This window comes from Patulibacter defluvii, from assembly GCF_034096925.1.
GTDB classification, from domain to species: Bacteria; Actinomycetota; Thermoleophilia; order Solirubrobacterales; family Solirubrobacteraceae; genus Patulibacter; species Patulibacter defluvii.
The window spans coordinates 231,216-256,150 of the sequence record NZ_JAWZSQ010000003.1; the positions used below are offsets into that span (position 1 = coordinate 231,216).

Annotated in this window: 21 protein-coding genes; 15 read left to right on the top strand and 6 right to left on the bottom strand. The window is 73.8% G+C overall.

The genetic code is table 11. The annotated features are described in order from the left end of the window. Positions 1-6 precede the first annotated feature (6 nt). Positions 7-1,686, bottom strand: a complete 1,680-nt coding sequence (locus SH587_RS05040; RefSeq protein ID WP_320669485.1) for a helix-turn-helix domain-containing protein — start codon at positions 1,684-1,686, stop codon at positions 7-9. A gap of 136 nt (positions 1,687-1,822) precedes the next feature. Between SH587_RS05040 and SH587_RS05045 the strand changes: the two genes are divergently transcribed. The 8 genes from SH587_RS05045 to SH587_RS05080 are packed head-to-tail and all read left to right on the top strand — an operon-like array spanning position 1,823 to position 12,442. Continuing rightward, a complete protein-coding gene (locus SH587_RS05045) occupies positions 1,823-3,391 on the top strand; it encodes an AMP-binding protein (protein WP_320669486.1) in 1,569 nt (522 codons plus the stop codon). 11 nt (positions 3,392-3,402) lie between these two features. Next, positions 3,403-5,277 (top strand): hydantoinase/oxoprolinase family protein, encoded by a 1,875-nt coding sequence (locus tag SH587_RS05050; RefSeq protein ID WP_320669487.1) that lies wholly within the window; start codon positions 3,403-3,405, stop codon positions 5,275-5,277. Between the two features lies 1 nt (position 5,278). Beyond that, positions 5,279-5,653, top strand: coding sequence for an acetone carboxylase subunit gamma (locus tag SH587_RS05055; protein ID WP_320669488.1), 375 nt, complete (start codon positions 5,279-5,281; stop codon positions 5,651-5,653). Then, entirely contained in the window at positions 5,650-7,875 is a 2,226-nt protein-coding gene (locus SH587_RS05060; RefSeq protein ID WP_320669489.1) for a hydantoinase/oxoprolinase family protein, read from the top strand. The genes SH587_RS05055 and SH587_RS05060 overlap by 4 nt, the downstream gene beginning before the upstream one ends. Further along, complete coding sequence (locus tag SH587_RS05065; RefSeq protein ID WP_320669490.1) at positions 7,872-10,082, top strand: hydantoinase B/oxoprolinase family protein; 2,211 nt, start codon at positions 7,872-7,874, stop codon at positions 10,080-10,082. Before SH587_RS05060 ends, SH587_RS05065 begins: the two co-directional genes overlap by 4 nt. Beyond that, a complete protein-coding gene (locus tag SH587_RS05070; RefSeq protein WP_320669491.1) occupies positions 10,079-10,924 on the top strand; it encodes a uroporphyrinogen decarboxylase family protein in 846 nt (281 codons plus the stop codon). The genes SH587_RS05065 and SH587_RS05070 overlap by 4 nt, the downstream gene beginning before the upstream one ends. Beyond that, entirely contained in the window at positions 10,921-11,271 is a 351-nt protein-coding gene (locus tag SH587_RS05075; RefSeq protein WP_320669492.1) for a Zn-ribbon domain-containing OB-fold protein, read from the top strand. The genes SH587_RS05070 and SH587_RS05075 overlap by 4 nt, the downstream gene beginning before the upstream one ends. A gap of 1 nt (position 11,272) precedes the next feature. Next, entirely contained in the window at positions 11,273-12,442 is a 1,170-nt protein-coding gene (locus SH587_RS05080; protein ID WP_320669493.1) for a thiolase C-terminal domain-containing protein, read from the top strand. On the opposite strand, the gene SH587_RS05085 is transcribed toward SH587_RS05080, so the two are convergent. Continuing rightward, a complete protein-coding gene (locus tag SH587_RS05085; RefSeq protein WP_320669494.1) occupies positions 12,417-13,688 on the bottom strand; it encodes a PucR family transcriptional regulator in 1,272 nt (423 codons plus the stop codon). The genes SH587_RS05080 and SH587_RS05085 overlap by 26 nt on opposite strands. A 168-nt stretch (positions 13,689-13,856) precedes the next feature. Between SH587_RS05085 and SH587_RS05090 the strand changes: the two genes are divergently transcribed. The 5 genes from SH587_RS05090 to SH587_RS05110 all read left to right on the top strand — a co-directional run bounded on the left by SH587_RS05090 (position 13,857) and on the right by SH587_RS05110 (position 18,407). Beyond that, positions 13,857-14,609, top strand: a complete 753-nt coding sequence (locus tag SH587_RS05090) for an SDR family NAD(P)-dependent oxidoreductase (RefSeq protein WP_320669495.1) — start codon at positions 13,857-13,859, stop codon at positions 14,607-14,609. 81 nt (positions 14,610-14,690) lie between these two features. Next, a complete protein-coding gene (locus SH587_RS05095) occupies positions 14,691-14,903 on the top strand; it encodes a hypothetical protein (RefSeq protein WP_320669496.1) in 213 nt (70 codons plus the stop codon). A 161-nt stretch (positions 14,904-15,064) separates the two neighbouring features. Continuing rightward, positions 15,065-16,816, top strand: coding sequence for a thioester domain-containing protein (locus SH587_RS05100; protein WP_320669497.1), 1,752 nt, complete (start codon positions 15,065-15,067; stop codon positions 16,814-16,816). Positions 16,817-16,865: 49 nt separating this feature from the next. Beyond that, entirely contained in the window at positions 16,866-17,516 is a 651-nt protein-coding gene (locus SH587_RS05105; protein WP_320669498.1) for a glutathione S-transferase family protein, read from the top strand. 87 nt (positions 17,517-17,603) lie between these two features. After that, a complete protein-coding gene (locus SH587_RS05110) occupies positions 17,604-18,407 on the top strand; it encodes a hypothetical protein (RefSeq protein WP_320669499.1) in 804 nt (267 codons plus the stop codon). A gap of 15 nt (positions 18,408-18,422) precedes the next feature. On the opposite strand, the gene SH587_RS05115 is transcribed toward SH587_RS05110, so the two are convergent. The 4 genes from SH587_RS05115 to metK are packed head-to-tail and all read right to left on the bottom strand — an operon-like array spanning position 18,423 to position 22,996. Further along, complete coding sequence (locus SH587_RS05115; RefSeq protein WP_320669500.1) at positions 18,423-19,928, bottom strand: class I SAM-dependent methyltransferase; 1,506 nt, start codon at positions 19,926-19,928, stop codon at positions 18,423-18,425. Positions 19,929-19,932: 4 nt separating this feature from the next. Further along, positions 19,933-20,832 (bottom strand): formyltetrahydrofolate deformylase, encoded by a 900-nt coding sequence (gene purU / locus SH587_RS05120; RefSeq protein ID WP_320669501.1) that lies wholly within the window; start codon positions 20,830-20,832, stop codon positions 19,933-19,935. Further along, complete coding sequence (locus tag SH587_RS05125) at positions 20,829-21,761, bottom strand: PfkB family carbohydrate kinase (protein WP_320669502.1); 933 nt, start codon at positions 21,759-21,761, stop codon at positions 20,829-20,831. Before SH587_RS05125 ends, purU begins: the two co-directional genes overlap by 4 nt. Next, positions 21,758-22,996, bottom strand: coding sequence for a methionine adenosyltransferase (gene metK / locus SH587_RS05130; protein ID WP_320669503.1), 1,239 nt, complete (start codon positions 22,994-22,996; stop codon positions 21,758-21,760). Before metK ends, SH587_RS05125 begins: the two co-directional genes overlap by 4 nt. A 185-nt stretch (positions 22,997-23,181) precedes the next feature. Between metK and SH587_RS05135 the strand changes: the two genes are divergently transcribed. Together SH587_RS05135 and SH587_RS05140 are read left to right on the top strand one after the other, a co-directional pair. Next, positions 23,182-23,916 carry a hypothetical protein gene (locus SH587_RS05135; protein WP_320669504.1) on the top strand — a complete coding sequence of 245 codons (735 nt, stop codon included), beginning with the start codon at positions 23,182-23,184 and terminating at the stop codon, positions 23,914-23,916. A 59-nt stretch (positions 23,917-23,975) separates the two neighbouring features. Beyond that, positions 23,976-24,842 (top strand): methylenetetrahydrofolate reductase, encoded by an 867-nt coding sequence (locus tag SH587_RS05140; protein WP_320669505.1) that lies wholly within the window; start codon positions 23,976-23,978, stop codon positions 24,840-24,842. The last annotated feature ends 93 nt before the right edge of the window (positions 24,843-24,935 follow it).

Sequence of the window (24,935 nt, forward strand, 5' to 3'; positions counted from 1 at the left end):
CGGAACTCATCGGTCCGCCCACTCCTGGCCGGAGGCCGCGCCGCCCGGCCGCAGCAGGTCGCGGATCCGGAACGCCAGCGTCAGGCGGAAGAGCGTCTCGGGATCGTTGGGGCTGACCCCGAGCAGGGTCTCGATCTTGCGCAGCCGGTACTTGAGCGTGCTGACCGCGACGAAGCAGCGGTCCGCCGTCCGGGTCTGGTGGCCTCCGCAGGCCGCGAGCGCCCGCGCGGTCGCCACCAGCGGCGTGCGGTGCTGGGCGTCGTGGGCGACCAGCGGCGCCAGGATCGCCTCGGCGGAGGCCAGCGCGTGGCGCGGATCGCGGGCGTCGAGCAGGAACCGCAGCGGTCCGAGCCGCTCGTAGTCGACCAGCCGCTCGCCGCCGCCGACGGCCGCGAAGGCGGCGCACGCCCGGGCCGCGCGGGCGCTCGCGGCGACGTCGCGGGTGACCGGGCCGACGCCGCAGACGACCTCGGCCCCCGCCTGGCTGGTCGCGGCGTCCCGCAGCGTGGCGGCGGTCGCGGCCGGATCGGCGGTCAGGGTCGGCGGCAGCGCGATCAGCACCGTCCGTCCGTCCCGCAACGTCAGCGCCGGGCCGCCCTGGCCGGGAGCCTGGCGGGCGAGCAGGCTGCGCGCCGCCCGCAGCACCTGCGCCGGCGCCTCGTCGTCGCCGTCGACGTCGAGCGCCACCACGCAGTGGGCCGCGTCCAGGTCGACCCGCAGCCGCGCCGCGCGCCGGGCCAGCTCGGGCGGCGGCGACGGGCCGGCGTCGAGCAGCGCCTCGAGCAGCGCGCCGCGGGCCCGCCACTCGCCGTCGTCGGCCGCCTCGCGCTTCAGCAGCTCCAGCGTCAGCAGCGGCAGCGCCTGCTCGACCACCGCCTCCTGGTCCGGATCGAGCCGCTCGCCGCCGCCGATCGTCAGCGTCCCCAGCCGTCCGCAGGGGGCGCTGATCGCCCGCCGCAGCGCCGGCCCGTCGCCGTCGTCGTCGTCGCCGTCGGCGGGCTCCTCCGCGGGCCACGAGGCGATCGTCGTCGGTCGCCCGAGCCACGCCGACAGCAGCGCCGCCAGACCGTCGAGCCCACCGTCGCGGACGCTCACCTGGACGAGCTGCCGGTGGTGGTCGAGCGAGCGCGCGTAGCGCCGGTTCTCGCTCGTGATCCGGCGGAACGAGCGCCGCTGCTCGATCGCGGCCGAGGCCTGCTCGGCGAGCGCGCCGAGCACCTGCGCCTGCTCGGCGTCGAACTGCGCGGGGCGGCGGCTGGCGGCGTAGAGGGTCCCGATCACCTGCGCCTCGTGCATCATCGGCGCGCAGACCAGCGCCGCCACGCCCTCGGCCAGGACCCGCTCGCGGACGTCGGACGTCGTCCGGTGCAGGTGCCGGCGGTAGTCCGCCACCACCAGCGGTGTCCGGCGGTCGATCGCCTGGCCGCCGACGCCGTCCCCGATCGGGAGTCGCGCGTGCAGGAACGCCAGGTCGCGGAACCCGCGCAGGACCGCCGGCCGCAGGAAGCGACCGCTCTCGTCGGTCAGGACCAGCCAGGCCAGGTCGGCCGCGAGCAGCGTCTGCGCCTGCTCCACGACCAGCTCCAGGGCCGCCTGGACGTCGGCCGAGGGCGCGTGGAGGTCGTGGCCGAGCCCCAGCAGCGCGGCGTACGGATCGGCCCGTTCGGAAGCGGCGAAGAGCGTCATGGCGATTCTCTACCGGCCCTCGTCGGTCGCGCGCCATGCGGGAGCCGTGACCTCGATTGACGGGATCCGTGCGCCGAGTTCGCCGGTCTTGGCCGAAGACGCGGCGGTGGGGCCGACCTAGCTTGGTCCTCGCCCCATGCGCGTCATCGACTACTTCGACCAGGCCGCCGCCCGGACCCCGGACCGGGCGCTGCTGCTCGGCGCCGACGACCGCGAGCTGACGTTCGCCGCCGCCCAGCGCCGCTCGCACGAGCTGGCCCGCGCGCTGCACGCCGACGGGCTCGCGGTCGGCGACACGGTCGGCGTGCTCGCCCCCAACGACCCCGACGCGTTCGTGGCGATGCTCGGTCTCTGGCGCGCCGGCGCCGCCTGGGCCCCGCTCAACCACCTCAACGCCCTCGGCGCCAACGGCGACTACATGAACGACGTCGCCTGCCGGCGGCTGTACGTCCACCCGCGCTTCGCCGACGCCGTCGCCCCGCTGCGGGCCGCCGTCCCCGGCCTCACCTCGGTCGTCAGCCTCGGCGATCCGTTCCCCGGCGCCATCGGCCTCCGCGAGCACCTCGCCACCGGCGACGGGACGACGCTGCCGGACTGGGCCGATCCCTTCGGCAGCCCGGACCGCCACTGCTGCTACTGGCCGACCGGCGGCACCACCGGCCGCTCGAAGGCCGTGATCTGGACGAACCAGGTCTGGGCGACGCTCAACGAGCTGACCACTCGCCACTGGCCGACCGTCCCCGACCCGGTCAACCTGATGGTGGCGCCGATGACCCACGCCGCCGGCGTGATGGCCGTGATCCTCGGCTCGGTCGGCGCGACGGTCGTCGTCCGCCCCGGCTTCGACGCCGACGACGTGCTCGACCGGATCGAGCGCCACCGGGTGACCCACCTCTTCCTGCCGCCGACGGCCTACTACGCGCTGCTCGACGCCCAGCGCGCGCGACCGCGGGACGTCTCCAGCCTGGCGCTGCTGCTGGTCGCCGCCGCGCCCGTCTCGCCCGACCGGATGGGCGAGGGGGTCGAGGTCTTCGGCCCCTGCGTCGCCCAGTGCTGGGGCCAGGGCGAGTCGCCGTTCCTGCTCACCTACCTCGCCCCCGAGGAGGTCGCCGCCGCGGTCGCCGCCGGCCGTCGCGACCGCCTGGCCAGCTGCGGCCGCGCGACCTTCTCCTGCCAGGTCGCGGTCGCCGACGACGACGGCCGGCTGCTCGACCCCGGCGAGACCGGCGAGCTGGTCGTCCGCGGGCGCCTCGTGGCGCCCGGCTACCTCGGCCGGCCGCAGGCGACCGCCGAGGTCCAGGCCCACGGCTGGCACCACACCGGCGACGTCGGACGGATCGACGAGGACGGCTACGTGTCGATCGTGGACCGCAAGAAGGAGATGATCATCTCCGGCGGCTTCAACGTCTTCCCGGCCGAGGTCGAGACGGCCCTGCTGACGGCGCCGGCGGTGGCCGACTGCGCCGTGATCGGCGTCCCGGACGACCGTTGGGGCGAGGCCGTGACGGCCTTCGTCGTCCTGCGCGACGGCGCCGACGAGGACGCCGAGGGGCTGATCGCCCACGCCCGCGCCGCGCTCGGTCCGGTGAAGGCGCCGAAGCGGATCGCGTTCGTGACCGACCTGCCCCGGACCCCGGTGGGCAAGACCGACAAGCGCGCGCTGCGGCGCGCGCACTGGAGTGGCCGCGAGCGCGCGGTCAACTGAGAGGAGACGCCGTGGCACCCACGGGAGCGATCACGCTCGACATCGACACCGGCGGCACGTTCACCGACGGCGTCGTCAGCACCGACGGCCGAGCGTGGCCGGTGAAGGTCCTGACGACGCCGCACGACCTGACGATCGCGCTCCGCGACGTGGTCGCGGACGCGGCCACGCAGATCGGGATCGGCGAGGCCGAGCTGCTGCAGCGGCTGGCGTCGATCCGCTACTCGACGACGCTCGGGACGAACGCGATCATCGAGCGCAGCGGCCCGCGGATCGGCCTGCTGGTCAGCGAAGCCGGCCACCGCGACGTCCGCGACGAGCTCGACGGCACCCTGGTCGCCGAGCTGCTGGAGCCGGTCGACTGGCGGGTGCGGACGCTGGCCCTGACCGGCGATCCGGAGCGGGACGCCGAGCCGGTGCTGCAGGCGGTCGAGGCGCTGCTCGGCTACGGCGCCGAGCGGCTGGTGGTCGCGCTCGACGACCCGCAGGCGGAGGACGCCGTGCGGCGGATCGTCTTCCGCGAGTACCCGCGCCACATCCTCGGCGCGCTGCCGGTGCTCTTCTCCAGCGAGCTGGTCGACGATCCGGCGCGCGGTCGCCGGATCGCGACGGCGATCGTCAACGCCTACCTGCACCCGCAGCTGGAGCGGTTCCTCTACGAGGCCGAGTCGAGCCTCCGCGGCCGCGGCCTGCGGCGGCCGCTGTTCGTCTTCTGCAACGACGGCACGACCAACCGCGTCGCGAAGGTGACGGCGCTGAAGACCTACAACTCGGGCCCGGCCGGCGGCGTCGAGGCGGCGGCCGCGCTGGCTCGCCACTACGGCTTCGCGCGGGTCGCGACGATCGACATCGGCGGCACCAGCACCGACGTCGCCTTCGTCCGCGACGGGGCGATCGAGCGGCGCGAGCGGGGCCGGGTCGACGGCGTCGAGACGTCGCTGCCGATGCGGGCGATCGACGCGCTCGGCGGGGGCGGCGGCACGATCGCCGAGGTCGGCCCCCACGGCGCGCTGGCGCTGGGACCGCGCAGCGCCGGCGCCGCCCCGGGACCGGCCTGCTTCGGCTTCGGCGGCACCGAGGCGACCGTCACCGACGCCAACGTCGTGCTCGGGGTCTACGACGCCGAGCAGCGCTTCGCGGGGCGCGTCGCCCTCGATCCGGAGCGGGCGCGGAACGCGATCGCGCCGGTCGCCGAGGCGCTCGGGCTGTCGGTGGTCGGGGCCGCCGCGCGGATCCGGCAGGCGCTGGAGGAGCGGATCGGCGAGCACCTGCGGCGCGGGATCGCCGAGCGCGGCGGCGGCGACTGGGTGCTGCTGGCGTTCGGCGGCGGCGGTGCGGTCCACGCCGCGCGAGCGGCCGAGCACGCGGGCGTCGACCGGGTCCTGGTGCCCGGGCTGGCCAGCGTCTGCAGCGCGCTCGGGGTCGGGTTCGCCGACGTCGAGCACCGCTACGAGCGGGTGCTGCCGTCCGCCGACGAGGCGTCCGCGGCGGCGCTCGAGGAGCAGCTGCTGGAACGGGCCCGGATCGACATGCGCGGCGAGGGCTTCGCGCTCGACGAGATCGCGCTCACGAGCGAGCGGGGCAGCGACGACGACGGCCGCCGGACGCTGTCGGTCGTCGCCCGCGCCGCGCTGCCGCACCCGCCGCTGGAGGCGGTCGAACGGCCGACCGACCTGCCCGAGCCGGTCGCCGTCCGCGACGTCTGGTGGGACGCCGAGGCCGCGCGCGCGACGCCGGTCCACGACGCCGAGGCCATCGCGGCCCGCCAGGTCGCGATCACGGGCCCGGCGATCGTCGCCGGCGACATCGTCACGGTCTGCGTCCCGCCCGGTTGGCGGTTCGAGCACGACCCGTTCGCGCAGTCGTTCCTGACCCGGGAGGCATGAGATGAGCACGATCGAACCGATCACCGAGTACCTGGAGGTCGACCTCGACCGCGAGACCTGGCGCTGCACGCGCTGCGGCCGCGAGCACGGCTCGGCGCGCGAGAGCTACAAGCACGGGCTGCTGGTCCACGAGCGGGACCCGCGCGAGATCCACCGCCCGCTGATCGACCCCGAGGCCTACGAGTACACCTTCGCGCCGGACCCGCAGTGGTGCCGGATCCTGGAGTACTGCTGCCCCGGCTGCGCGGCGATGGTCGAGGTCGAGTACCTCCCGCCCGGGCACCCGATCACCCATGACATCGAGCTCGACCTCGACTGGTTCAAGCGCCGAGCCGCCGCGCGGGCGGCGGCGAACGGTACGGAGGAGACGGCATGAGGCGGATCAGCGTCGACATCGGCGGGACCTTCACCGACTGCTTCCTGACCTGGGACGAGCAGCGGATCGAGGCCAAGGCCCTCACCACCCACCACAACCTCTCCGAGGGCTTCCTGGCCGCGCTCGAGAACGCGGCGGCCGAGCTCGGCAGCGACGTCGACGAGGTGCTCGGCGGGGTCGAGTCGGTGCGCTACGCGACGACGCTCGGCACCAACGCACTGATCGAGCGCTCCGGCCCGCGCCTGGGCCTGATCACGACCGCCGGCTACGAGGACACGATCATCCTCGGCCGCGGCCTCCAGTACGGCGACGGCCTGACCGACCTCGAGCAGTCCGACCTGCCCGGGGCCGACCGGCCGACGCCGCTGATCGACCCGGAGCAGATCGTCGGCATCCGCGAGCGGGTCGACCAGGCCGGCGATGTGGTCGTCCCGGCCGACCGCGAGGACGTCCGGCGGGCGATCCAGCAGCTGGTCGAGCAGGGCGTCCGCGGCTTCGTCGTGGTCCTGATGCACGCGGTCGCCAACCCGGTCCACGAGGACCTGGTCGAGGAGGTGCTGCTCGAGGAGTACCCCGGGTCCTACCTCGGCGCGTTCCCGATCGTCTGCTCGCACGACGTGTCGCTGAAGAAGGGCGAGTACGCCCGCTCGATGTCGGCGATCATCGACGCCTACCTGCACCACGAGATGCAGCACGGCCTGCGGTCGCTCGAACGGGCGCTCCGCGAGCGCGGCTACCGGCGCCCGATGCAGATCGTCCACAACTCGGGCGGGATGGCACAGCTCAACCGCACCCACGCGCTGCAGACCCTCCACGCCGGTCCGGTCGCGGGGCTCAACGCGGCCGAGCAGGTCGCCGACGAGCTGGAGATCCCCGACCTGATCACCGTCGACATGGGCGGGACGTCGTTCGACATCGGGATGGTGACCGGCGGCGGGATCCGCTTCTACGAGTTCGACCCGATCGTCGACCGCTGGCGGGTCCAGATCCCGATGGTGTCGATGGTCGCGCTCGGCGCCGGCGGCGGATCGATCGCGCGCTACGACTCCACCCACCACGCGATCCAGGTCGGGCCGGAGAGCGCCGGATCGGACCCCGGCCCGGTCTGCTTCGACATGGGCGGCCGCGAGCCGACGGTGACCGACGCCGACGTGGTGCTCGGCTACATCGACCCCGACTACTACTACGGCGGCAAGCTGCAGCTGAACCGCCGGCGGGCCGAGCGGGCGATCGCTCGCCGGCTCGGCGAGCCGCTGGGGATCTCCGCCCACGAGGCCGCCGCCGCGGTCCGGCGGATCGTCGACAACAACATGGCGCAGGGGATCTTCAAGGAGGTCGCGCTGAAGGGCTACGACCCGCGCCGGTTCACGATCCTCGCCTACGGCGGCAACGGCCCGACCCACGCCTGCGGCTTCGCGCAGGACCTCGGCGTGGTCCGTGTCCTCGTGCCCCGCAACTCGGCGATCTTCTCGGCCGTCGGCGCGGGCAACATGGACCAGCTGCACATCCACGAGCGCTCGGTCTACCTGTCGCTCTACGACGCCACCTCGCGCTCGCTGATGACCGACGTCGACGTGCTCAACCGGCACATCGACGAGCTGCGCGAGCGCGGCCGTCACGACATCGTCCGCCAGGGCTTCGCCGCCGAGGACGTCGCCTTCCGGGTCGAGTTCGACATGCGCTACGGCGACCAGCTGCAGCTGACGTCGATGGTGCTGCCGTTCGAGCGGTTCGCGTCGGCGCGCCAGGTGCTCGACATCATCAAGCGCTACCACGACTCCTACGGCGATCGCTTCGGGCAGGGCACCCAGACGCCCGAGACCGGGATCAAGGTCAACCAGATCCGGGTCGTCGCCTACGTCCCGCTGGAGAAGGTGCGGTTCGCGGCCGCGCCCGCCGCGGGCAGCGTCGCGGCCGTCGCCGCCGGCGGGCCCGGGAGCCCCGGCGACGGGCCGACATCCGCGGGCGGCACCGCGCTCGCGGCGCTGGCCACCCGCACGAGCGCCGAGCCCAAGGCCCACCGCGAGGCCTGGTTCGACGGGGCCCCGGTCGAGACGCCGGTCCACGACCTCGACGCGCTCCCGGCCGACGCGTCGATCAGCGGGCCGGCGCTCGTCGAGGCACCGCACTCCACGTTCGTGGTCGCCCCCGGCTGGGAGCTCCGGACCACCGACCCCTACTTCATCGAGATGCGCCGCATCGACCAGGAGGACCGCTCGTGACCACCCCGCCCATCGCCCCCGCCGCCGTCGAGGACCAGGCCGCCCTCGACGCCGAGGTCCAGGCGTTCCTCCACGACAACGTGCTTTTCCGGGGTCCCGACCCGGAGATCATGCGCGACCACCGCCCGGCCCCGCGAACCGCGCTCGAGGAGCAGGCGATCGCGGCCGGCACCGACGAGCTGACCCGGACGATCATCCGCAACCGGCTCCAGACCTCGGCCAACGAGGCGAAGGAGATGCTGATGCACATCGCGTCGGCGCCGTCGGCGAAGTGGGGCGACCTGATCTCCGGCATCTTCACCGCCAGCGGGGACCTCGCGATCGCCTCCTCCAGCGGGGTCCTGATCTTCTCGGTCCTCGCCGGTCCGCCGATCAAGTACATCCTCAAGAACTGGCGCGACGAGGAGACGGTCGGCATCCGCGACGGCGACGTCTTCATGCACAACGACGCGCGCTTCGGCAACGTCCACAACACCGACCAGAGCTGCCTGATGCCGGTGTTCCACGAGGGCGAGCTGATCGCCTGGGTCGGCACGATCATCCACGAGGGCGAGAACGGTGCGACCGAGCCGGGCGGGATGCCGTCGGCGGCCGAGAGCCCCTACGACGAGGGCCTGAAGATCAGCCCGCTGAAGATCGGCGAGAACTTCCGGCTCCGCGAGGACCTGGTCACGTACTTCCAGAACTCGGTCCGCGACCCGAAGCTGCAGCTGGAGGACATGCGCTCGCGGCTGGCGGGCACGATGCGCCTGCGCGAGCGGCTGCTGGAGGCGATCGAGGAGTACGGCCGCGACGCGGTGGTCGCCGTCGTGCGCGGCACGCTGGAGTACACCGGCGCCGAGGTCCGGCGGCGGCTGAAGGCGCTGCCCGACGGCAAGCGGCGGGTCGTCCGCTTCTGCGACAACACCCTCCGCGAGCCGATCCTGCTGAAGATCAACTGCACGATCGAGATCCGCGGCGACGAGATGATCATCGACCTCCGCGGCTCCGGACCGGAGCTGCTGAATCGCTCGATCAACACGGTCCTGGCGTCGCTGAAGGGGATGATCGCCCAGGTCTTCCTGACCTTCGTCTGGCCGGACCTGCCGCGCAACCAGGCGGCGTTCGAACCGGTGACGGTGCTGACCGATCCGGGCTCGGCCTTCGACTGCTCGGCCGAGGTCCCGAACGCGGTCTCGATGATGACCTTCTTCCCCAGCTTCTCGGCGGTCGAGCACTGCCTGCAGAAGTTCCTCCACAACGACGCCCACTCCGGCGGCGAGGCGAAGGCGACCGAGGTCCACGCCTCGTGGTGGCCGATGATCAACGGCTTCCTCTTCGGCGGCTACACCCAGCACGGCCTCTTCGTCGGCAACGTGATGACCGACATCAACGGGATGGGCGGCGGAGCGCGCCACGACCGCGACGGCGAGCACGCGCTGGCGCCGATCTTCTGCTCGATGTCCGACCTCGGCGAGAACGAGATGGTCGAGGACGAGCTGCCGGTGCTGTGCATGGCCAACCGCCGGATCATGCGCGACAACCAGGGCTTCGGCCGCCACCGCGGCGGCCACGGCCACCAGCAGGTGATGACCTTCCGCAACTCGCCGATGTGGGGCTGGATGGCGATCGCGATCGGCTCGAAGTTCCCGCTCGCGCTGGGCCTCTTCGGCGGCTACGGATCGCCCTGCCAGCCGCTGATGAAGGTCCGCGGCGTCAACACCCTGACGGCGATGGCGGACGACCCCGAACTGCGGGTCGACGACGCGGTCGAGCTGATGAACGAGCGGCCGTTCGCCGGCGCCGACTACTCGACGTCGCACACCGGGCTCCAGTTCGAGCTGGCCGGCGAGGGCGACGTCTACGCGATGTGCCAGGGCGGCGGTGGCGGCTACGGCGACGTGCTCGAGCGCGATCCCGAGGCGGTCGTGACCGACCTGCGGCGGGGCCTGATCTCGGCCTGGACCGCCCAGGGCATCTACCGCGTCGCCGTCGACGAGCACGGCGACCACGACCCGGCCGAGACCGAGCGGCTGCGGGCCGAGGAGCGGGCCGCGCGCCTGCGGCGCGGTGTGCCGTTCGCGGAGTTCGAGCGCCGCTGGACGAGCGACCTGCCGCCGGCCGGGCTGCCGTACTACGGGTCGTGGGCCGACCGCGAGGTGATCCACGCCGGCAGCACCGAGGTCACGATGCCGGCCGATCAGCTGCAGTCGGTGATGATGCCGTGAGCGCGACCTCGATCGGCGATCGCGCGACGACGGTGCCCGTGACCGGCGGCGCGCGGTTCGCGCCGCGGGCGGCCGGCTTCGGGGCCCGGGTGCTCGGGATCGCCCCCGAGGAGGCGCGGACCACGCCGGCGGCCGCGATCCAGTGCTGCCGCCAGGAGCGCGACCTGCTGCGGCCCGACCTGACCGTGGTCGCCGCCGACGGCACGCTGCTGGCCGAGGCGCTCGGCTGCTCGATCGCCCGCACCGGGCAGGGCGGCTGGCGGGTCGGCGCGTCCGCCGATCCCGAAGCCGCGATCGACCGCGCCGAGGATCCCGACGTCCTGCGGACGCCGGCGATCGGCGCCGCGCTGGCCGCGATCGAGGCGCTGGCCCCGGAGGGCGAGGTGGCGCTGCTGCTGCGCTCGCCGCTCTGCGTCGCCTCGGTCGTGCTCGGCCGCCCGCTGCGGCTGGAGACCGGTGCCGACGACGAGCTGATCGACGCCTGCTGCCTGGTCGCCACCGACCTGGCCAAGCAGGCGCTCGACCGCGACGCGGCGGTGGTGCTGGAGGAGGGCGCCGCACCGCCGCCCGAGGCGCTCGACCTGTACGCGCCGCTGCTGAAGATGCTCGCCCACCGCGGCCGCCCGGCGTCGGTCCTGGTCCACGGCAGCCGGGCGGGGGCGTTCGCCGATCCGCCGCCCGGCGTCGGCGCGGTCGTGACCCGCGCGGCGCTGTCCGACTGGGGCCAGGAGTGGCAGCCGGATCCGGCCCAGGCGCTGTTCGCGCCGCGGATCTCGCCGGCCGCGTCGCCCGAGCGGGTGCAGCTGCTGCGGGCCGGCCTCGACCGCGAGGACGGGCGATGAGCGCCGCCACCTGGGTCCGCTGCGACGACTGCGGGGCGGGCTTCTACCCGGCCCAGCGGCACTGCACCGCATGCGGCGCGTGGGAGCGGATGCGCGTGGTCCCGCTGCCGCGACGGGGCCGGCTGTTCACCTGGACGACGATCCACGTCGCGGCGGCCGACCCGCCGCTACCGCCGCCGTTCGCGCTCGCCCTCGTCGACCTCGACGACGGGCCGCGGGTGATGGCGCCGATCGTGCTCGACGGCGATCCCGATCGCGATCTGCGCAGCGGCATGGCGCTGCGGCTGGTCGAGCACGCCGGCGCCGTCGACGACGCGCGGCCGGGCTTCCACCTGGAGGTCGACTGAGATGGCCGTCACCCGGCCGGTCGCCGTGCGCGGCGTCGGCACCACCACCTTCGGCCGCCAGCCGGCGGAGAGCGACCGCTCGCTCGGCGAGGCCGCGATCCACGCCGCGCTGCGTGACGCCGCGCTCGAGGCCGACGCGATCGACGCCGCCTGGGTCGGCAACGTCACCGGCGGACGGCTCGGCGGGCAGCTGAGCGCGCTCGGGCAGCTGGCGCTGCGGCCGTTCGGGATCGGCGCGATCCCCGTCACCCGGGTCGAGGCGGCGTGCGCGAGCGGCTCGTCCGCCGTTCGCGAGGCCTACCTGGCGGTGGAGAGCGGGCAGGCCGACGTGGCGCTCGCGCTCGGCGTCGAGCAGCTCTCCCGGGCCCCGACGAGCGAGGCGATGGCGGCGTTCGCGGGGGCGAGCGACATGCTCGTGGAGGCGCCGTTCGGGGTCACCTTTCCCGGCGTCTTCGCGATGGTCGCCCGCCGTCACATGGAGCGGTTCGGGACGACGCCCGAGCAGCTGGCGGCCGTGGCCGTGAAGAACCGCGCCAACGGGGCTCACAACCCGATCGCCCAGTTCGGCGTGCCGGTGACCGTCGACGACGTGCTCGCGGCGCGGCGGATCGCGACGCCGCTCGGCCTGCTCGACTGCTGCCCGATGTCGGACGGGGCGGCGGCGGTGCTGCTGGTCGCCGAGCACCTGGCGCGGCCCGGCGACCCGCGGGTGATCGCCTCGGCCCAGAGCTCGGGGATCCACGAGCCGTTCGGCGAGATGACGGGCTTCAGCGCGACCGAGGCGGCGGCGCGGCAGGTCTACGCCCAGGCGGGGATCGAGCCGGCCGACGTCGATCTGGCCGAGGTCCACGACTGCTTCAGCATCGCCGAGATCGTCCACAGCGAGGATCTCGGCTTCTGCGCCAAGGGCGAGGGCGGGCCGTTCGCGGCCGAGGGCGCCAGCGCCCGCGACGGCGAGGTGGCGATCAATCCCTCGGGCGGGCTCGGCTCGCGCGGGCACCCGCTCGGCGCGACCGGCTGCGCCCAGGTCGCCGAGGCGACGCTGCAGCTGCGCGGGACGGCCGGCGCGCGCCAGGTCGCCGGCGCGCGGATCGCCCTGACCCACACCCTCGGCGCGTTCGTGCACGGCGTCGCGGCGACCTGCGTCAGCCACGTGCTGGCGGCGAGCTGACCGCCGCGGGCGCGGCGGCCAGCAGCCGCCGCAGCCGCAGGGCGACGGCCAGCTCGGTCCGCCGCGGCCCGATCGGGTGGCCGAGCGCCTCCTCGGCCTGCTTGAGCCGGTTGCGGATGGTGTGCTCGTGGACCTCCTGGAGCGCGGCGGCGCCGACGTGGCTGCCGCTCGAGACCCATGCGGCGACGGTCTCGCGCAGCCGGGTGGCCCGCTCGTCGGTGCCGGCGAGCGGGCCGAGCACGCCGTCGACGAACGCGGCCGCGCGGATCGGGTCGTCGACCAGCAGCGCCTCGAGCTGGACGTCGACGAACCAGGCCGGCCCGGGACGTCCGTCGCCGAGCGCCTCCGCCACCCGCATCGCCCGGCGGGCCTCCTGGTGGGTGCGGCGGACGCCCGCGAGCCCGGTCGCCGGCTCGCTGACCCCGCCGACCAGCCCGGCGGCGTCGAGCTGGCGCCGGAACGCGCGCAGCTGGGCGACGGGCGCAGGCGACCGGCGGCCGAGCCAGATCGTCCAGGTCTGGAGGCTGTCGGCGTGGAGCAGCGTCTCGCGCGCGCCGAGCGCCGCGGCCAGGCGGGCGACCAGCGGCTCGACCACGGCCCGGTCGTCGCAGCGGACGACCACCGCCCGGTGCTCCTGGCTGAGGTCGTACTGGAGCAGCGACCGCAGCTCGGCCGGCTCGCCGCCGCTGCCGGCGAGCAGCCGTCGCAGGGCCTGGGTGCGACGGTGGTCGCGGGCCCGCTCGACCTGCAGCCGCTGCGCGTCGTAGCGCTGCAGCACCATCCCGAGCACGGTGTCGATGTAGCCGAAGAGCGCACGGCTCGGCTCGACCAGCAGTTCCTCCAGGTCGACGTCGCCCGCGGCCGCACGCCGACGGGCGGACTGGAACCACTGCTCCCAGATCTCCCACTGACCGATCCGGTAACCGCGCTCGACGGCGCTGGTCGGTTCGCCGACGCTGGCCATCACGTCCATCAGCGCGATCGCGCCGAGCGGTTCCGCGCTGGCGATCCGCAGCCGGCCAGCGATCACGTCGAGGACCGCGACGACGTTGTCGGTGACGCTCTGCCGCAGCGCGTCGAGGAAGGCCTCGTCGTCGGTCCGGGCGGGGAAGACCTGGGCGACGATCCGGTCGAAGACCACGCGCGCCATCTCGTGCCCGTCGATCTCGTCGGCCAGGGCCCGGGCCGCCGGGGGCACGGCGCGCTCGCCGTCGCCGGTCGGCGGCGGCTGTGCGGTGGAGCTCACCGGCCGATCGTAACCCGCCCCGCGCGACGGTCGGTCGGGGTCGCCCGAACGGGGCGAACGGCGGTCGCGAACTTCGTCGGTCGTGGCCGAGAACCGGCCCGGCGACCGCCTCTACGGTCGTCTCAGGGTCGCGGGAGCGGCCGCCACCGAACGACGCGGGGAGTCACGTTGAGCACGCAGCTGGAGGGCAAGCGGGCCCTGATCACGGGCGCCGGGAGCGGCATCGGACGCGCGATCGCCGGCGCCTACGCCGAGGCGGGCTGCCGCGTCGTCGTCGGCGACGTCAGCGGGGTCGAGCAGGTCGCTGCGGAGCTGGGCGGCGACGCGCTGGGCGTGGCCTGCGACGTTCGCTCGACCGCCGATGTCGCGGGGCTGGTCGACGCGGCCGTCGGCCACCTGGGCGGGCTCGACCTGCTCGTCAACAACGCCGGCGTCGAGACCCTGGCGCCGCTGCACGAGGTGACCGAGGAGCAGTTCGACCAGATCATCGGCGTCAACCTGCGCGGCACCTGGCTGGTCTACAAGCACGCGGTGCCGGCCCTGATCGACGGCGGCGGGGCGGTCCTCAACGTCGCCTCGCTCGCCGGCCTCGCGGGGTTCCCGCTGCTGGGGGCCTACTGTGCCTCGAAGGGCGGCTGCGTGCGGATGACCGAGGTGATGGCCCTCGAGCTTCGCGATCACGGCGTGCGGGCGAACGCGATCTGTCCCGGCTTCGTCGACACGCCGATGGTCGACCGGGCCGCGCAGGCCTTCGAGGCGGCCACCGGTCAGCCGTTCGACGTGGTCGTCGCCCGCCAGGGCCGGCTCGGCACCCCGGAGGAGGTCGCCGCGCTGGCGGTCTTCCTCGGCTCCGACCAGGCGGCCTTCATCAGCGGCAGCGCGTTCGCGATCGACGGCGGCCTCAACGTGCAGCGGCTCTGAGGGCTCGCCGACCCGCCCGGGGTATCGGGCGGGCCGCAACGGGTAGTGGTCGCTTCCCGACCCCTGCCCCAGGAGCGGTCCATGACGTACGGAACGGCCCTTTTCCTGATCGCCGTCGGCGCGATCCTCCGCTTCGCCGTGAGCGTCCACACCGACGGCTTCAACATCCACACCGCCGGCACGATCCTGATGGTGATCGGGATCGTCGGCCTGCTCCTCAGCCTGCTCTGGAGCCTGATCGCCGTCCGCCGCCGGGGCGACGTCGTCGAGCGGATCGACGACCGCCGCTACTGACCGGCCCCGGATATCGGGGCCCGCCCCGATGCTGGTCGCCCACCGACGTGGGAGATTCGCCGTCGCGGGGACGGCGAACCCATCGCCCTTCATCGGGGCTTCATCGGCCCGAGGCGAGCATCGGCTCCGTCGCTCCCCGACGTTCCCCGGAGGCCTCCCTCGTGCCCATCACCTCACCCCGCTCGCCCCTCGCCGCGCTGGCGCTGGCGCTGATCCTCGCGTCATCGGCGCTGGCGGTGGCCGCCGCCCCGCGCGCGGACGCCGCCGCCGTCTTCTTCCCGGGCCCGGTCGCGCCACCGACCCAGGTGGCGCGCGAGATGACCCTGCCCCAGGCGGCCCAGGCGGGCGTCGTGCAGCTGTCGGCCAAGGGCGGCTACAACGGCGACGCGGTCAAGGTCGAGGTCAAGGCGAACAAGCGGGTCAAGAAGGTCCCCGTGGTGCTGACGATCCGCGTCGAGTGGCACGTGCCCGAGCCCCCGCCCGGCAGCGATCCCCAGATCCGCGAGCTCACCCACCAGCTGATCCGCGAGAAGATGGCCGCGACCGAGGCCGACTTCAACGGCAAGGGCTACAAGACCCGCTCCGGCGACCCGTTCCGGCTCAAGATCGACTACCGCTTCCGGCTCGCGAGCGAGCCGCCGGCCGTCGGCTACCACCAGGCCGAGCTGCTGAACCCGCGCAACATCACGCCGCCGCTGGCGAATCCGGACGACTTTCGCGCGAGCGCCGGCCGCGGGGTGCCGAACGGCTACGGCGACGTCAAGGACGTCACCTTCGGCAGCAACGACTTCCAGCCGTCCGGGATCACCCACGAGTTCCTGCACCTGTCGGGGATCGCCGACCAGTACGAGGACACCTACCGGGTCGGCGGCAAGACCTACGCGCTGCCCGTGCAGGATCCGTCGGAGGCGCAGCTGACGGCGTTCCGCAAGACCTTCACCCCGCCGCTGAAGGCGGGGGGCAAGCTCGGGACGCGCAACCTCAAGACGGCCGGCAAGTGCGACGTGATGGGCGTGGACGTCGACGCCCCCTGTCACCGGATGCGCCAGGCCGACATCGACTGGCTCGCCGATCAGGCCGGGGTCCAGGTGACCGCGCTCCCCGGCGACGTGCTGCTGAACAAGAACGAGGGCGGCCAGGACATGGGGGTCGGCTTCACGTCGATCGTGTTCGCCACGCCCGGCTCGACGACGACCGCCAACGGCCTCACCGTCTACTGCCTCGACCACGACAAGACCTTCCCGCTGGGCATCGACGGCGAGGGGTTCGACGTCGCGCCGGCATCGGACGCGGTGCCCGGGTTCGGCGACGTCGCCAAGCTGCTGGCGCTCTCCGGCGAGCTGACGACCGGGCTCGACAGCGTCCCCGACGGCATGCAGACGGCGATCTGGAACGTGACCGACGGCAAGTCGCTCGCGACCGGGGCCTACGAGGACGAGGCGCGGGCGCTGATGGCCCGGGCCGGCGTCGCCGAGGACGCCAACCCGGGCGGGGTGCCCGACCTGGTCGACCCGAACGGGGCCGAGCCGACGACGGCCGCCGTCGGGGCCGACGGCGTGCTGCTGCCGACCACGGAGTCCGACCCGATCAAGGCGGCGCCGTCGCCGATCCGGGTCAGCCGGGCGGTGCTCTACCCGAACCGGGTCCGCGCGGGCCGCCGGGCGCGAACCCGGCTGCTGGTGGAGGCCGCCGGCGGGGTGCGCTCGATGCGGCTGACGCTCCAGCGCAAGCGCGGCCGCCGCTGGAAGGCGGTCCGGGCGCTCGGGACCAAGCGCTTCGACGCCACCGCGGGCCGTCAGCTCGTCCCGCTGTCGCTCGGCCGGGTCGCGCGCGGTCGCTACCGGGTGGCGATCCGGCTGTCGACGGCGACGGGCGCCGCGGCGAGCGCGACGGTGGCCCTCGGCGTCCGCTGATCCGGGCCGTCTCGTAGGCTCCGGCCGGACGCCGCGAGGGAGCACGCCGATGACGATCACCATCACCGCCTTCGAACGCTCGCCCGACGGCGGGATGGGGCTGGCGCGGGACACGCGCGTCCGCTGGGCGCTCAAGGAGGCGGGCCAGCCCTACGCGGTGCGCCCGCTGTCGTTCCGGGCCAAGAAGGAGCCGGCGCACCTGGCGCTCCATCCCTTCGGCCTGATCCCGACCTACGAGGAGGGCGACCTGGTCCTCTTCGAGACCGGGGCGATCGTGCTCCACATCGCTGAGCGTCACCCCGGGCTGCTCCTGGCCGACGCACCCGGGCGGGGGCGGGCGATCAGCTGGATGTTCGCCGCGCTCAGCACCGTCGAGCCGCCGATCCTCGACCTCTCGATGGCCAAGGTCGCCGAGTCCGACCGGCCGTGGAGCGAGGACCGCCTGCCGCTGGTCCGGGACCGCGTCCGCGATCGCCTGGGCCCGCTCTCCGCCCACCTCGGCGACGCCGACTGGCTCGACGGATCGTTCAGCGCCGGCGACCTGATGATGGTGTCGGTGCTGCTGCGGACGCGGCCCTCGGGCCTGCTGGACGAGTTCCCCAACCTGGCCGCCTACGTCGCCCGCGGCGAGGCGCGGCCGGCCTACCAGCGGGCGTTCGCCGCCCAGCTGGCGCAGAACACGGGTGGGGTGGGGGCGTAGGGGCGGCGATCCGGGTCGCGCGTCGCCGCGAAGGCCCGTGGTTTCACCGATGCGCCACCCTCGGCGTTCGCGGGACGCTGGGGAGCGATGCTCCGACGCGCCGGCCTGTCCTCGCTGCTCGCCGCCCTGGTGGCGCTGGCGGTCGTCGCCCCGGCCCAGGCGCGGCCCCGAGGGCCCTTCTACTGGGACGTCTCGCTGAGGGGCAGCCAGTCCGCGACCTGGAGCTTCGCGATCGAGGACCCTCCGGCCTGTCCCGGCTTCGCGGGTCGCAGCGGGCAGGGCCGGGGCAAGGTCACGATGAGCTTCGCCAGTCCCGCGAAGCGGCCGTTCCGGCTCGCCTTCGATCCGCCCGGGTCGCATCACACCGTCTTCCACGGAGCGGTTCCGCTGTCCTACGCCAGCCAGGGCGCCATCTCCTCGGCGAACGGGACGGCCTGCGGCGCGGGAGCGGAGGAGCCCGCGCCGATCCCGCGGATCAACGACAGCAGCGGCTGCGGAGCGCAGACCGGCCGGCTCGAGGTCACGGCCTGGCTGGACCGCAGGAAGCTGCGCCTCGACGGGTTGGCGACCGGCCTGCGGTTCGTGGCCTGCCCGACGCCGTGGGACAGCCTGCAGTGGGGCGTCTACGCCCAGGGGGTGTGGTCGCAGGAGAGCACCTGCAAGCCGGACGAGTACGCGCTGGACAGCCTCGTCGTGCCCGCGACCTCGGTGTCGCTGGCCCGGTTCACGGCCAGGAAGCCGTTCGTCCTCGACGTCAACCAGGCGTACCACTGCGAGTTCCCGCCGCGGTTCGTCGGCGACAAGGGCGCCCTCGAGATCAACACGGTGATCCGCTACCGCCTGACTCTCCAGCCCCGCGCGCGTCCGCGGGCCAGGAACTCGGGCGCCTGAGGGCTCGCCCCGCCCTCACGAGGCGAGCGCCGCGACCGTCGGCGGCGAGCCCGAGCCGGTCGGCCGGCGGTAGGCGTCGCGGGGGCGCGCGCTCAGGACGACCGTGTTGGAGCCCTCGCGGTAGCGGAACGGCTCGACCGAGACGGTGAAGCCGCTGCGCTCGCCGACGAGCTGGAAGACCGGGCCGTTGAGCCAGTTGACGATCGAGCCCTCGAGCTTGCCCGGGCCGCGGTAGGCCGCGTACTGGCTGATCTCGCGGACGAAGATGTCCTGGGCGACCAGCACGCCCTCGTGGTGCATCAGCGCGAGGGTCTGGACGAAGCTCTCGACCGCGACCGTCGAGGCGTGGACCCGGGTCCACTCGGGCAGCTCGTCGAGCAGCTCGTCGAGGTGCAGGTCGGCGCTCGGGGTGACGCGGATCGCGCTCGGCGCCGGGATCTCCTCGTAGATCTCCTCCAGGTGCATCGCGTCCCAGACGTCGGACCACAGCCGCACGCCGCGCTCGACGTCGCCGAGCGCCTCGGGGCCCCCGCGCAGCACCCGCTGGACCGTCGGCACCAGCTGGTCGTGGTCGAGGCCGTGGCGCTCGGCCAGCTCGGCCACCTCGCGGGGCGTGATGCTGGCGCGGACCAGCGGCTCGTAGGCGCGATCGCCGACCCGCATCAGCTCGTCGGTCGGCAGGTTGTCGTAGAGGTTGCAGGTGTGGGCGAAGAGGACCTTGTCGCGGAGGTGCGCGAGGCCGTGGACCGGGCTGCGGAAGTCCAGTTCGAGGCTGTCGACGAGCCCGCCGTACTCGGCGACGCGCTGGCGGGCCAGCGCCAGCACGTGGGGCGAGTAGTCCGCCATCAGGTAGCGGATCCGACCCAGGTAGTCGCGTCCCCGCTCGCGGCAGGCGGCGGCGAACGCGTCCAGCCAGACCTTCGCCTGCTGCCCGTCGCCGACGCCCAGCTCGAGCACGTGGATCACGTCGGGCAGCTCCGACCACTCGTCGAGCCGGTCGAGCGTCTCCATGAACCGCGCGACCTGGTCGCGCCAGAACCCGGGGTGGGTGCCGTCGGAGACCCCGCCCGGCAAGGCCGAGGCGTAGTCCTTCTGGAAGGTCGCGTCCCAGGCCGCCAGGTGCCGCCAGTAGCTGCGGTTGAACGACCAGACCACCGACTTGCTCGGCCGCACCCAGTCCTCCAGGTGGATGCACTCGTGGACGTCGGGGACGATCCCGAGCGCCTTCGACAGCCGGTCGACGATCTCCCGCACCAGCTCGTCGTAGGGCATGTCCTTGGCCCGCCGGACGTCGATCGCGATCTCGGCCAGCGGCCCGTCGCCGTGGCCCGCTCCGGGCGTGCGCCCGAACGGCCGCACCATCACCGGCGCGCGGAAGTTGCGGCGGTACTGGACCCAGTCGAGCACGGCGGCCAGCCGCGAGTGGTCCAGGTCGACCGCCTCGGCCGCCTCGGCCAGGGCCGGCAGCACGCTGCGCAGGTCGCTCGGGCGGGCGCGCCCGATGCAGCTGAGCTGGATCATCACGTCAGAGCACCACCGTGCTGTTGCCGTGGCGCAGGACGCGGTCGGCGCAGTGCCACTCGATCGCCCGCGCGAAGACGGTCCGCTCGACCTCGGCCCCCAGCCGCACCAGCTGCTCGACGCTGTGCTCGTGGCTGACGCGGACGACGTCCTGCTCGATGATCGGCCCGGCGTCGAGATCCTCGGTGACGTAGTGGGCGGTCGCCCCGATCAGCTTCACGCCCCGCTCCTTCGCCCGCTCGTAGGGGCCCGCCCCGGCGAAGGCCGGCAGGAACGAGTGGTGGATGTTGATCACCGGCACGCCGACGCGATCGAGGAACGCGCCCGAGAGCACCTGCATGTAGCGGGCGAGGACGACCAGGTCGCACTGGCCCTCCAGCCGGTCGAGCAGCTCGGCCTCGGCCTCGGCCTTCGTCTCGGCGGTGACCGGAATGTGGTGGTACGGCAGGCCGAAGCTCTCGACCTCGCCGCGGAGGTCGTCCCAGTTCGAGGCGACGAGCACGATCTCGGCCTCGATCAGCTGCCGCCGCCAGCGCCACAGCACGTCGGTCAGGCAGTGGTCGTAGCGCGAGACGAGGATCGCCACCCGCTTGCGCTGGGCGGTGTCCCACAGCCGCCAGGTCATGCCGAACGGCTCGGCGATGGCCAGGCCGAAGCGGTCGGCGAACCCCTCGTGGTGCGCGTCGTCGAGGGTGAACTCCATCCGCAGGAAGAAGGTCCCGCCCTCGGGATCGGTCGAGTACTGGGCCGAGTGCACGATGTTGGCGCCCTCCCGGAAGAGGAAGCGCGAGACCGCCGACACGATGCCCGGCTGGTCGGCGCAGGTCATCAGCAGCCGCAGCGAGCGGTGGCCCGGCGAGCTGGTAGGGGCGGGGAAGGTCGGCGCGGCGAGCGTGGTGGTCATGGCGTGAAGGGCTCGGGTTGGCGGAACTGGGTCATCCGGTGCAGGTCGTCGACCCGGGCCTGGACCTCGTCGAGGGTCAGTCGCGAGACGCGCTCGGTCCCGAACTCCTCGACGTTGAAGGAGGCCGTCGCGGTGCCGTAGGCGATCGCGGTCGACAGCAGCTCGTGGTCGATCGGGCGCCCGGCGTTGGCGGCCAGGTGCCCGACGAGCCCGCCGGCGAAGGTGTCGCCGGCGCCGGTCGGGTCGACGACCACCTCCAGCGGGTAGCTGGGGAGCGAGAACGTGCCCTCGCCGGTGACGAGGATCGCGCCGTATTCGCCCTGTTTGGCGACGACCGCGGTCGGGCCCCAGTCGAGCAGCTCGCGGGCGCCGCCGACGGTCGTCGGGTGACCGGTCAGCTGGCGGACCTCGGCGTCGTTGAGGACGACGCAATCGACCCGCTCGATCACGCGCAGCAGGTCGGGCCGGGCGACGTCGATCCACAGGTCCATCGAGTCGACCGCGACCCACCGCGGTCGGTCGCACTGGCCGAGCACCGACAGCTGCAGCGACGGCTGGATGTTGGCCAGGAACAGCACGTCGCAGGCCCGGGCGGCCGGGCCGAGCCGGGGTGCGAACCGCTCGAAGACGTTGAGCTGGGTGTCGAGCGTCTCGCGGCGGTTGAGGTCCCAGCCGTATTCGCCGGCCCAGGCGAACGTCTTGCCGTCGGGGATCACGTCGACGTCGTCGAGGTGGCTGCCGCGGGTGCCCAGGATCGCCCGGTCCTCGGCACGGAAGTCGCCGCCGACCGACCCGACGACGTGGACCTCGTCGAACAGCGAGGCGGCGAGGGCGAAGTGGGTGGCGGCACCGCCCAGCATCCGCTCGCGACGCCCGAACGGGGTCGTGACGGTGTCGTAGGCGATCGAGCCGACGACGGTGATGCTCATGCCGCGACCGCCTCGGGCAGTCCGGCGGCCTCGCGCAGCGCGTCGACCTTGTCGAGCTTCTCCCAGGTGAAGTCCGCGTCCTCGCGACCGAAGTGGCCGTAGGCCGCCGTCTTCTGGAAGATCGGCCGGAACAGGTTCAGATGCCGCCGATACGCCAACGGCCGCAGATCGAACACCGACCGCACCGCCTGCTCGATCTTGGCGTGCTCCAGCTTCTCCGTGCCGAACGTCTCGACCAGGATCGAGATCGGCTGCGCCACCCCGATCGCGTAGGAGACCTGGATCTCCGCGCGATCCGCCAGACCGGCGGCGACGACGTTCTTGGCCACCCACCTGGTCGCATAGGCCGCGGAGCGATCGACCTTCGAGGAATCCTTGCCCGAGAACGCACCACCACCATGACGCGCCGCACCACCGTAGGTATCGACGATGATCTTGCGACCCGTCAACCCCGTATCACCGACGGGGCCGCCGATCACGAACCGGCCCGTCGGGTTGACGAGGAACTCGCCCAGCAGCGCGTTCTCGTCGTACAGCTCGGCCGGGAGGGTCGGCTTGACGACCTTCTCCCACAGATCCGCCTTGATCTGGCCCTGGTCCAGCACGTCCTCGGAGTGCTGGGTCGAGATCAACAGCTTGTCGATCGAGACCGGCCGACCGTCGCGGTAGCGCACCGACACCTGCGTCTTGGAATCCGGACGCAGGTAGTCCAGCTCGCCGGCCTTGCGCACGGCGGCGAGCCGCTCGGCCAGACGGTGCGCGTTCTGGATCGCGACCGGCATGTACTCCGGCGTCTCGTTGGTCGCGTAGCCGAAGATGATCCCCTGATCGCCGGCGCCCTCGAGATCGAACTCGTCCGCGCTGCCGCCCTTGTGCTCGCTGGCGTCATCGACACCCTGCGCGATATCCGCCGACTGCGGATCGATCGCGTTCAGCACCGCACACGAATCGAACGAGAACCCCAGATCACCATGGGTGTACCCGATCTTCTTGATCGTGTCCCGCGCGACCTGCTGCACATCGATATAGGCATCGGTCCGGATCTCACCCGAGACCACCACCAACCCCGTGTTGACCAACACCTCACAGGCCACACGAGCCTTCTCAGGGTTGGAATCGTTGGCGAGCACCGCGTCCAGAACCCCATCCGAGATCTGGTCAGCGACCTTGTCGGGATGGCCCTCGGAGACAGACTCCGAAGTGAACAGATACTCGTTGTCGGCGTACTGGGTCATGGAATCCAGAGCTCTCGGTGACGGTGGAGTCCACGCTCGCGCCCCGCGGCGGCGGCCGCCACGCCCGTTGAGCGGGGATCCCCTGCCCGAACGGACAGCAGCGACGAGGACCGAGGTCCGATCGGGTAGGGACCTCTCCCTGTTCGGGCGGTGGCAGGGCGGCGGACCGCGACTACGGTCGGACGATGGCCGTCGACGGTGCGTTCGCACGACCCCTCGAGGTCGCGGGTGCGGTCCGCGCGACCCGCGGCGGCCGCGAGGTGATCGTGCACTTCGGCTCGCCGTCGGCCGAGCTGGCGGTCTGCCTGACCCGCTCCGGGGTGGTGCCGCGCGGCGACCTGACCTCGATCGCGCTGACCGCCGACCGGCGGCGGCTGGATCCGCTGGTGGCGCGGATCGTCGGCACGCCGCTGGCCGCCGGCGGCCTGGCCCGGATCGGCGGGACGACCTGGTGGTGCCGGTCGCCGTCGGGCGGGTCGCTGCGGGCGGTGCTGCCGGCCGCCCGCGCCGCGTCGACCCGCGAGGCGCTGAGCGGCGAGGTCGCGCACCGCGTCGGCGGGACGGTCGAGGCCCCGCGGTCGGTGCTGCAGCTCGTCGGGCCGACGGCGCCGGCCGTGCTCGCCGACCTGGGGGCCTTCGGAGTTCGGCGTGACCCGGCCCGCACGCCGCCGCACCTGGACGTGACGCTGGGCGGCCGGCCCGCGTTCGTGGTCGCCGAGACGGTGACGAGCTTCCTGGTGGTCGTCGACGAGGTCGACCTGGCCGCCGTCTGGCACGCGATCGTCGACGGCGGTCGCGACCACGGCCTCTGCCCGGTCGGGCTGGAGGCCGCCGGCCTCCACGCGGCGCGCGAGCGCCAGCGGGCGCGCACCGCGCGGGCGCCGGGCCTCGGCGGCGGCCGCGGCCCCACCGTTCGGTGAGGGAAGACTCCCTGTCCGGGCGTCGTCGCGGCCAGCGATCGCCACGACTGTTGTCGTCGATGCTCGGAAACGCCCTCCCCGCCGACGACCGGGTCCGCTACGAGGTGATGCCGTTCCCGCGCGCCGAGCGCGAGGCGGCGCAGACGGCGGGACCGCTGACCCTGACCGTCACCTGCTCGCCCCGCCACGGGATCGACGCGACGCTCGACGTCGCCGAGCGGCTGCGGGCCCTCGGCCACCGCGTCGTCCCGCACCTGGCCGCGCGGATGGTCCGCGACCGGCGGCACCTGGACGCGATCCTCGCCCGGCTGGCCGACCTCGACGCCGACGAGGTCTTCCTGGTCGGGGGCGACGCGGCCGCGGCGGCCGGGCCGTTCGCCAGCGGCGAGCGGCTGCTGCCGCTGCTGCGCGAGCACCCGCGCGGGCCGCGGACGATCGGCGTCCCGGCCTACCCCGAGGGGCACCCCGCGATCCCCGAGGAGGTGCTGCGGTCCTCGCTGGCCGCGAAGGCGCCGTGGGCCGACTACGCGGTCACCCAGATCTGCTTCGACCCGGGCGCGCTGCTGGGCTGGCTGGCGCGGACCCGCGACGCCGGGATCGAGCTGCCGCTGTACGTCGGCGTGCCGGGTGCGGTCGATCGCCGGCGGCTGGTCGGGATCGCGCTCCGGGTCGGGGTCGGCGCGTCGGTCCGGACCCTGCGGCGGCAGCAGGGGATGCGGCGGCTGATGCGGCGTCCGGCCTCGCCCGCGGCGCCGCTGCTGGCGGCGATCGACCCGCTGGTCGGCGGCGACGACGGGGTCCGCGGGTACCACGTCTTCACCTTCAACGACCTCGTCGGCTCGGTCCGCGAGCTGCCCGCCGCCCGCGCCGTCGCGGTGGCGCCGCCTCGCCGACGGGATAGGCCTTCCCTCTCGACGGGGGGGTGACGCCGGGGGCCGCGAGGCGTAGCGTGGCGGCGTGCCTCCGCGCTCCACGCCCCGGCCCCAGCCCACCGGCGAGGACCGCCGGGGAACGCGCGA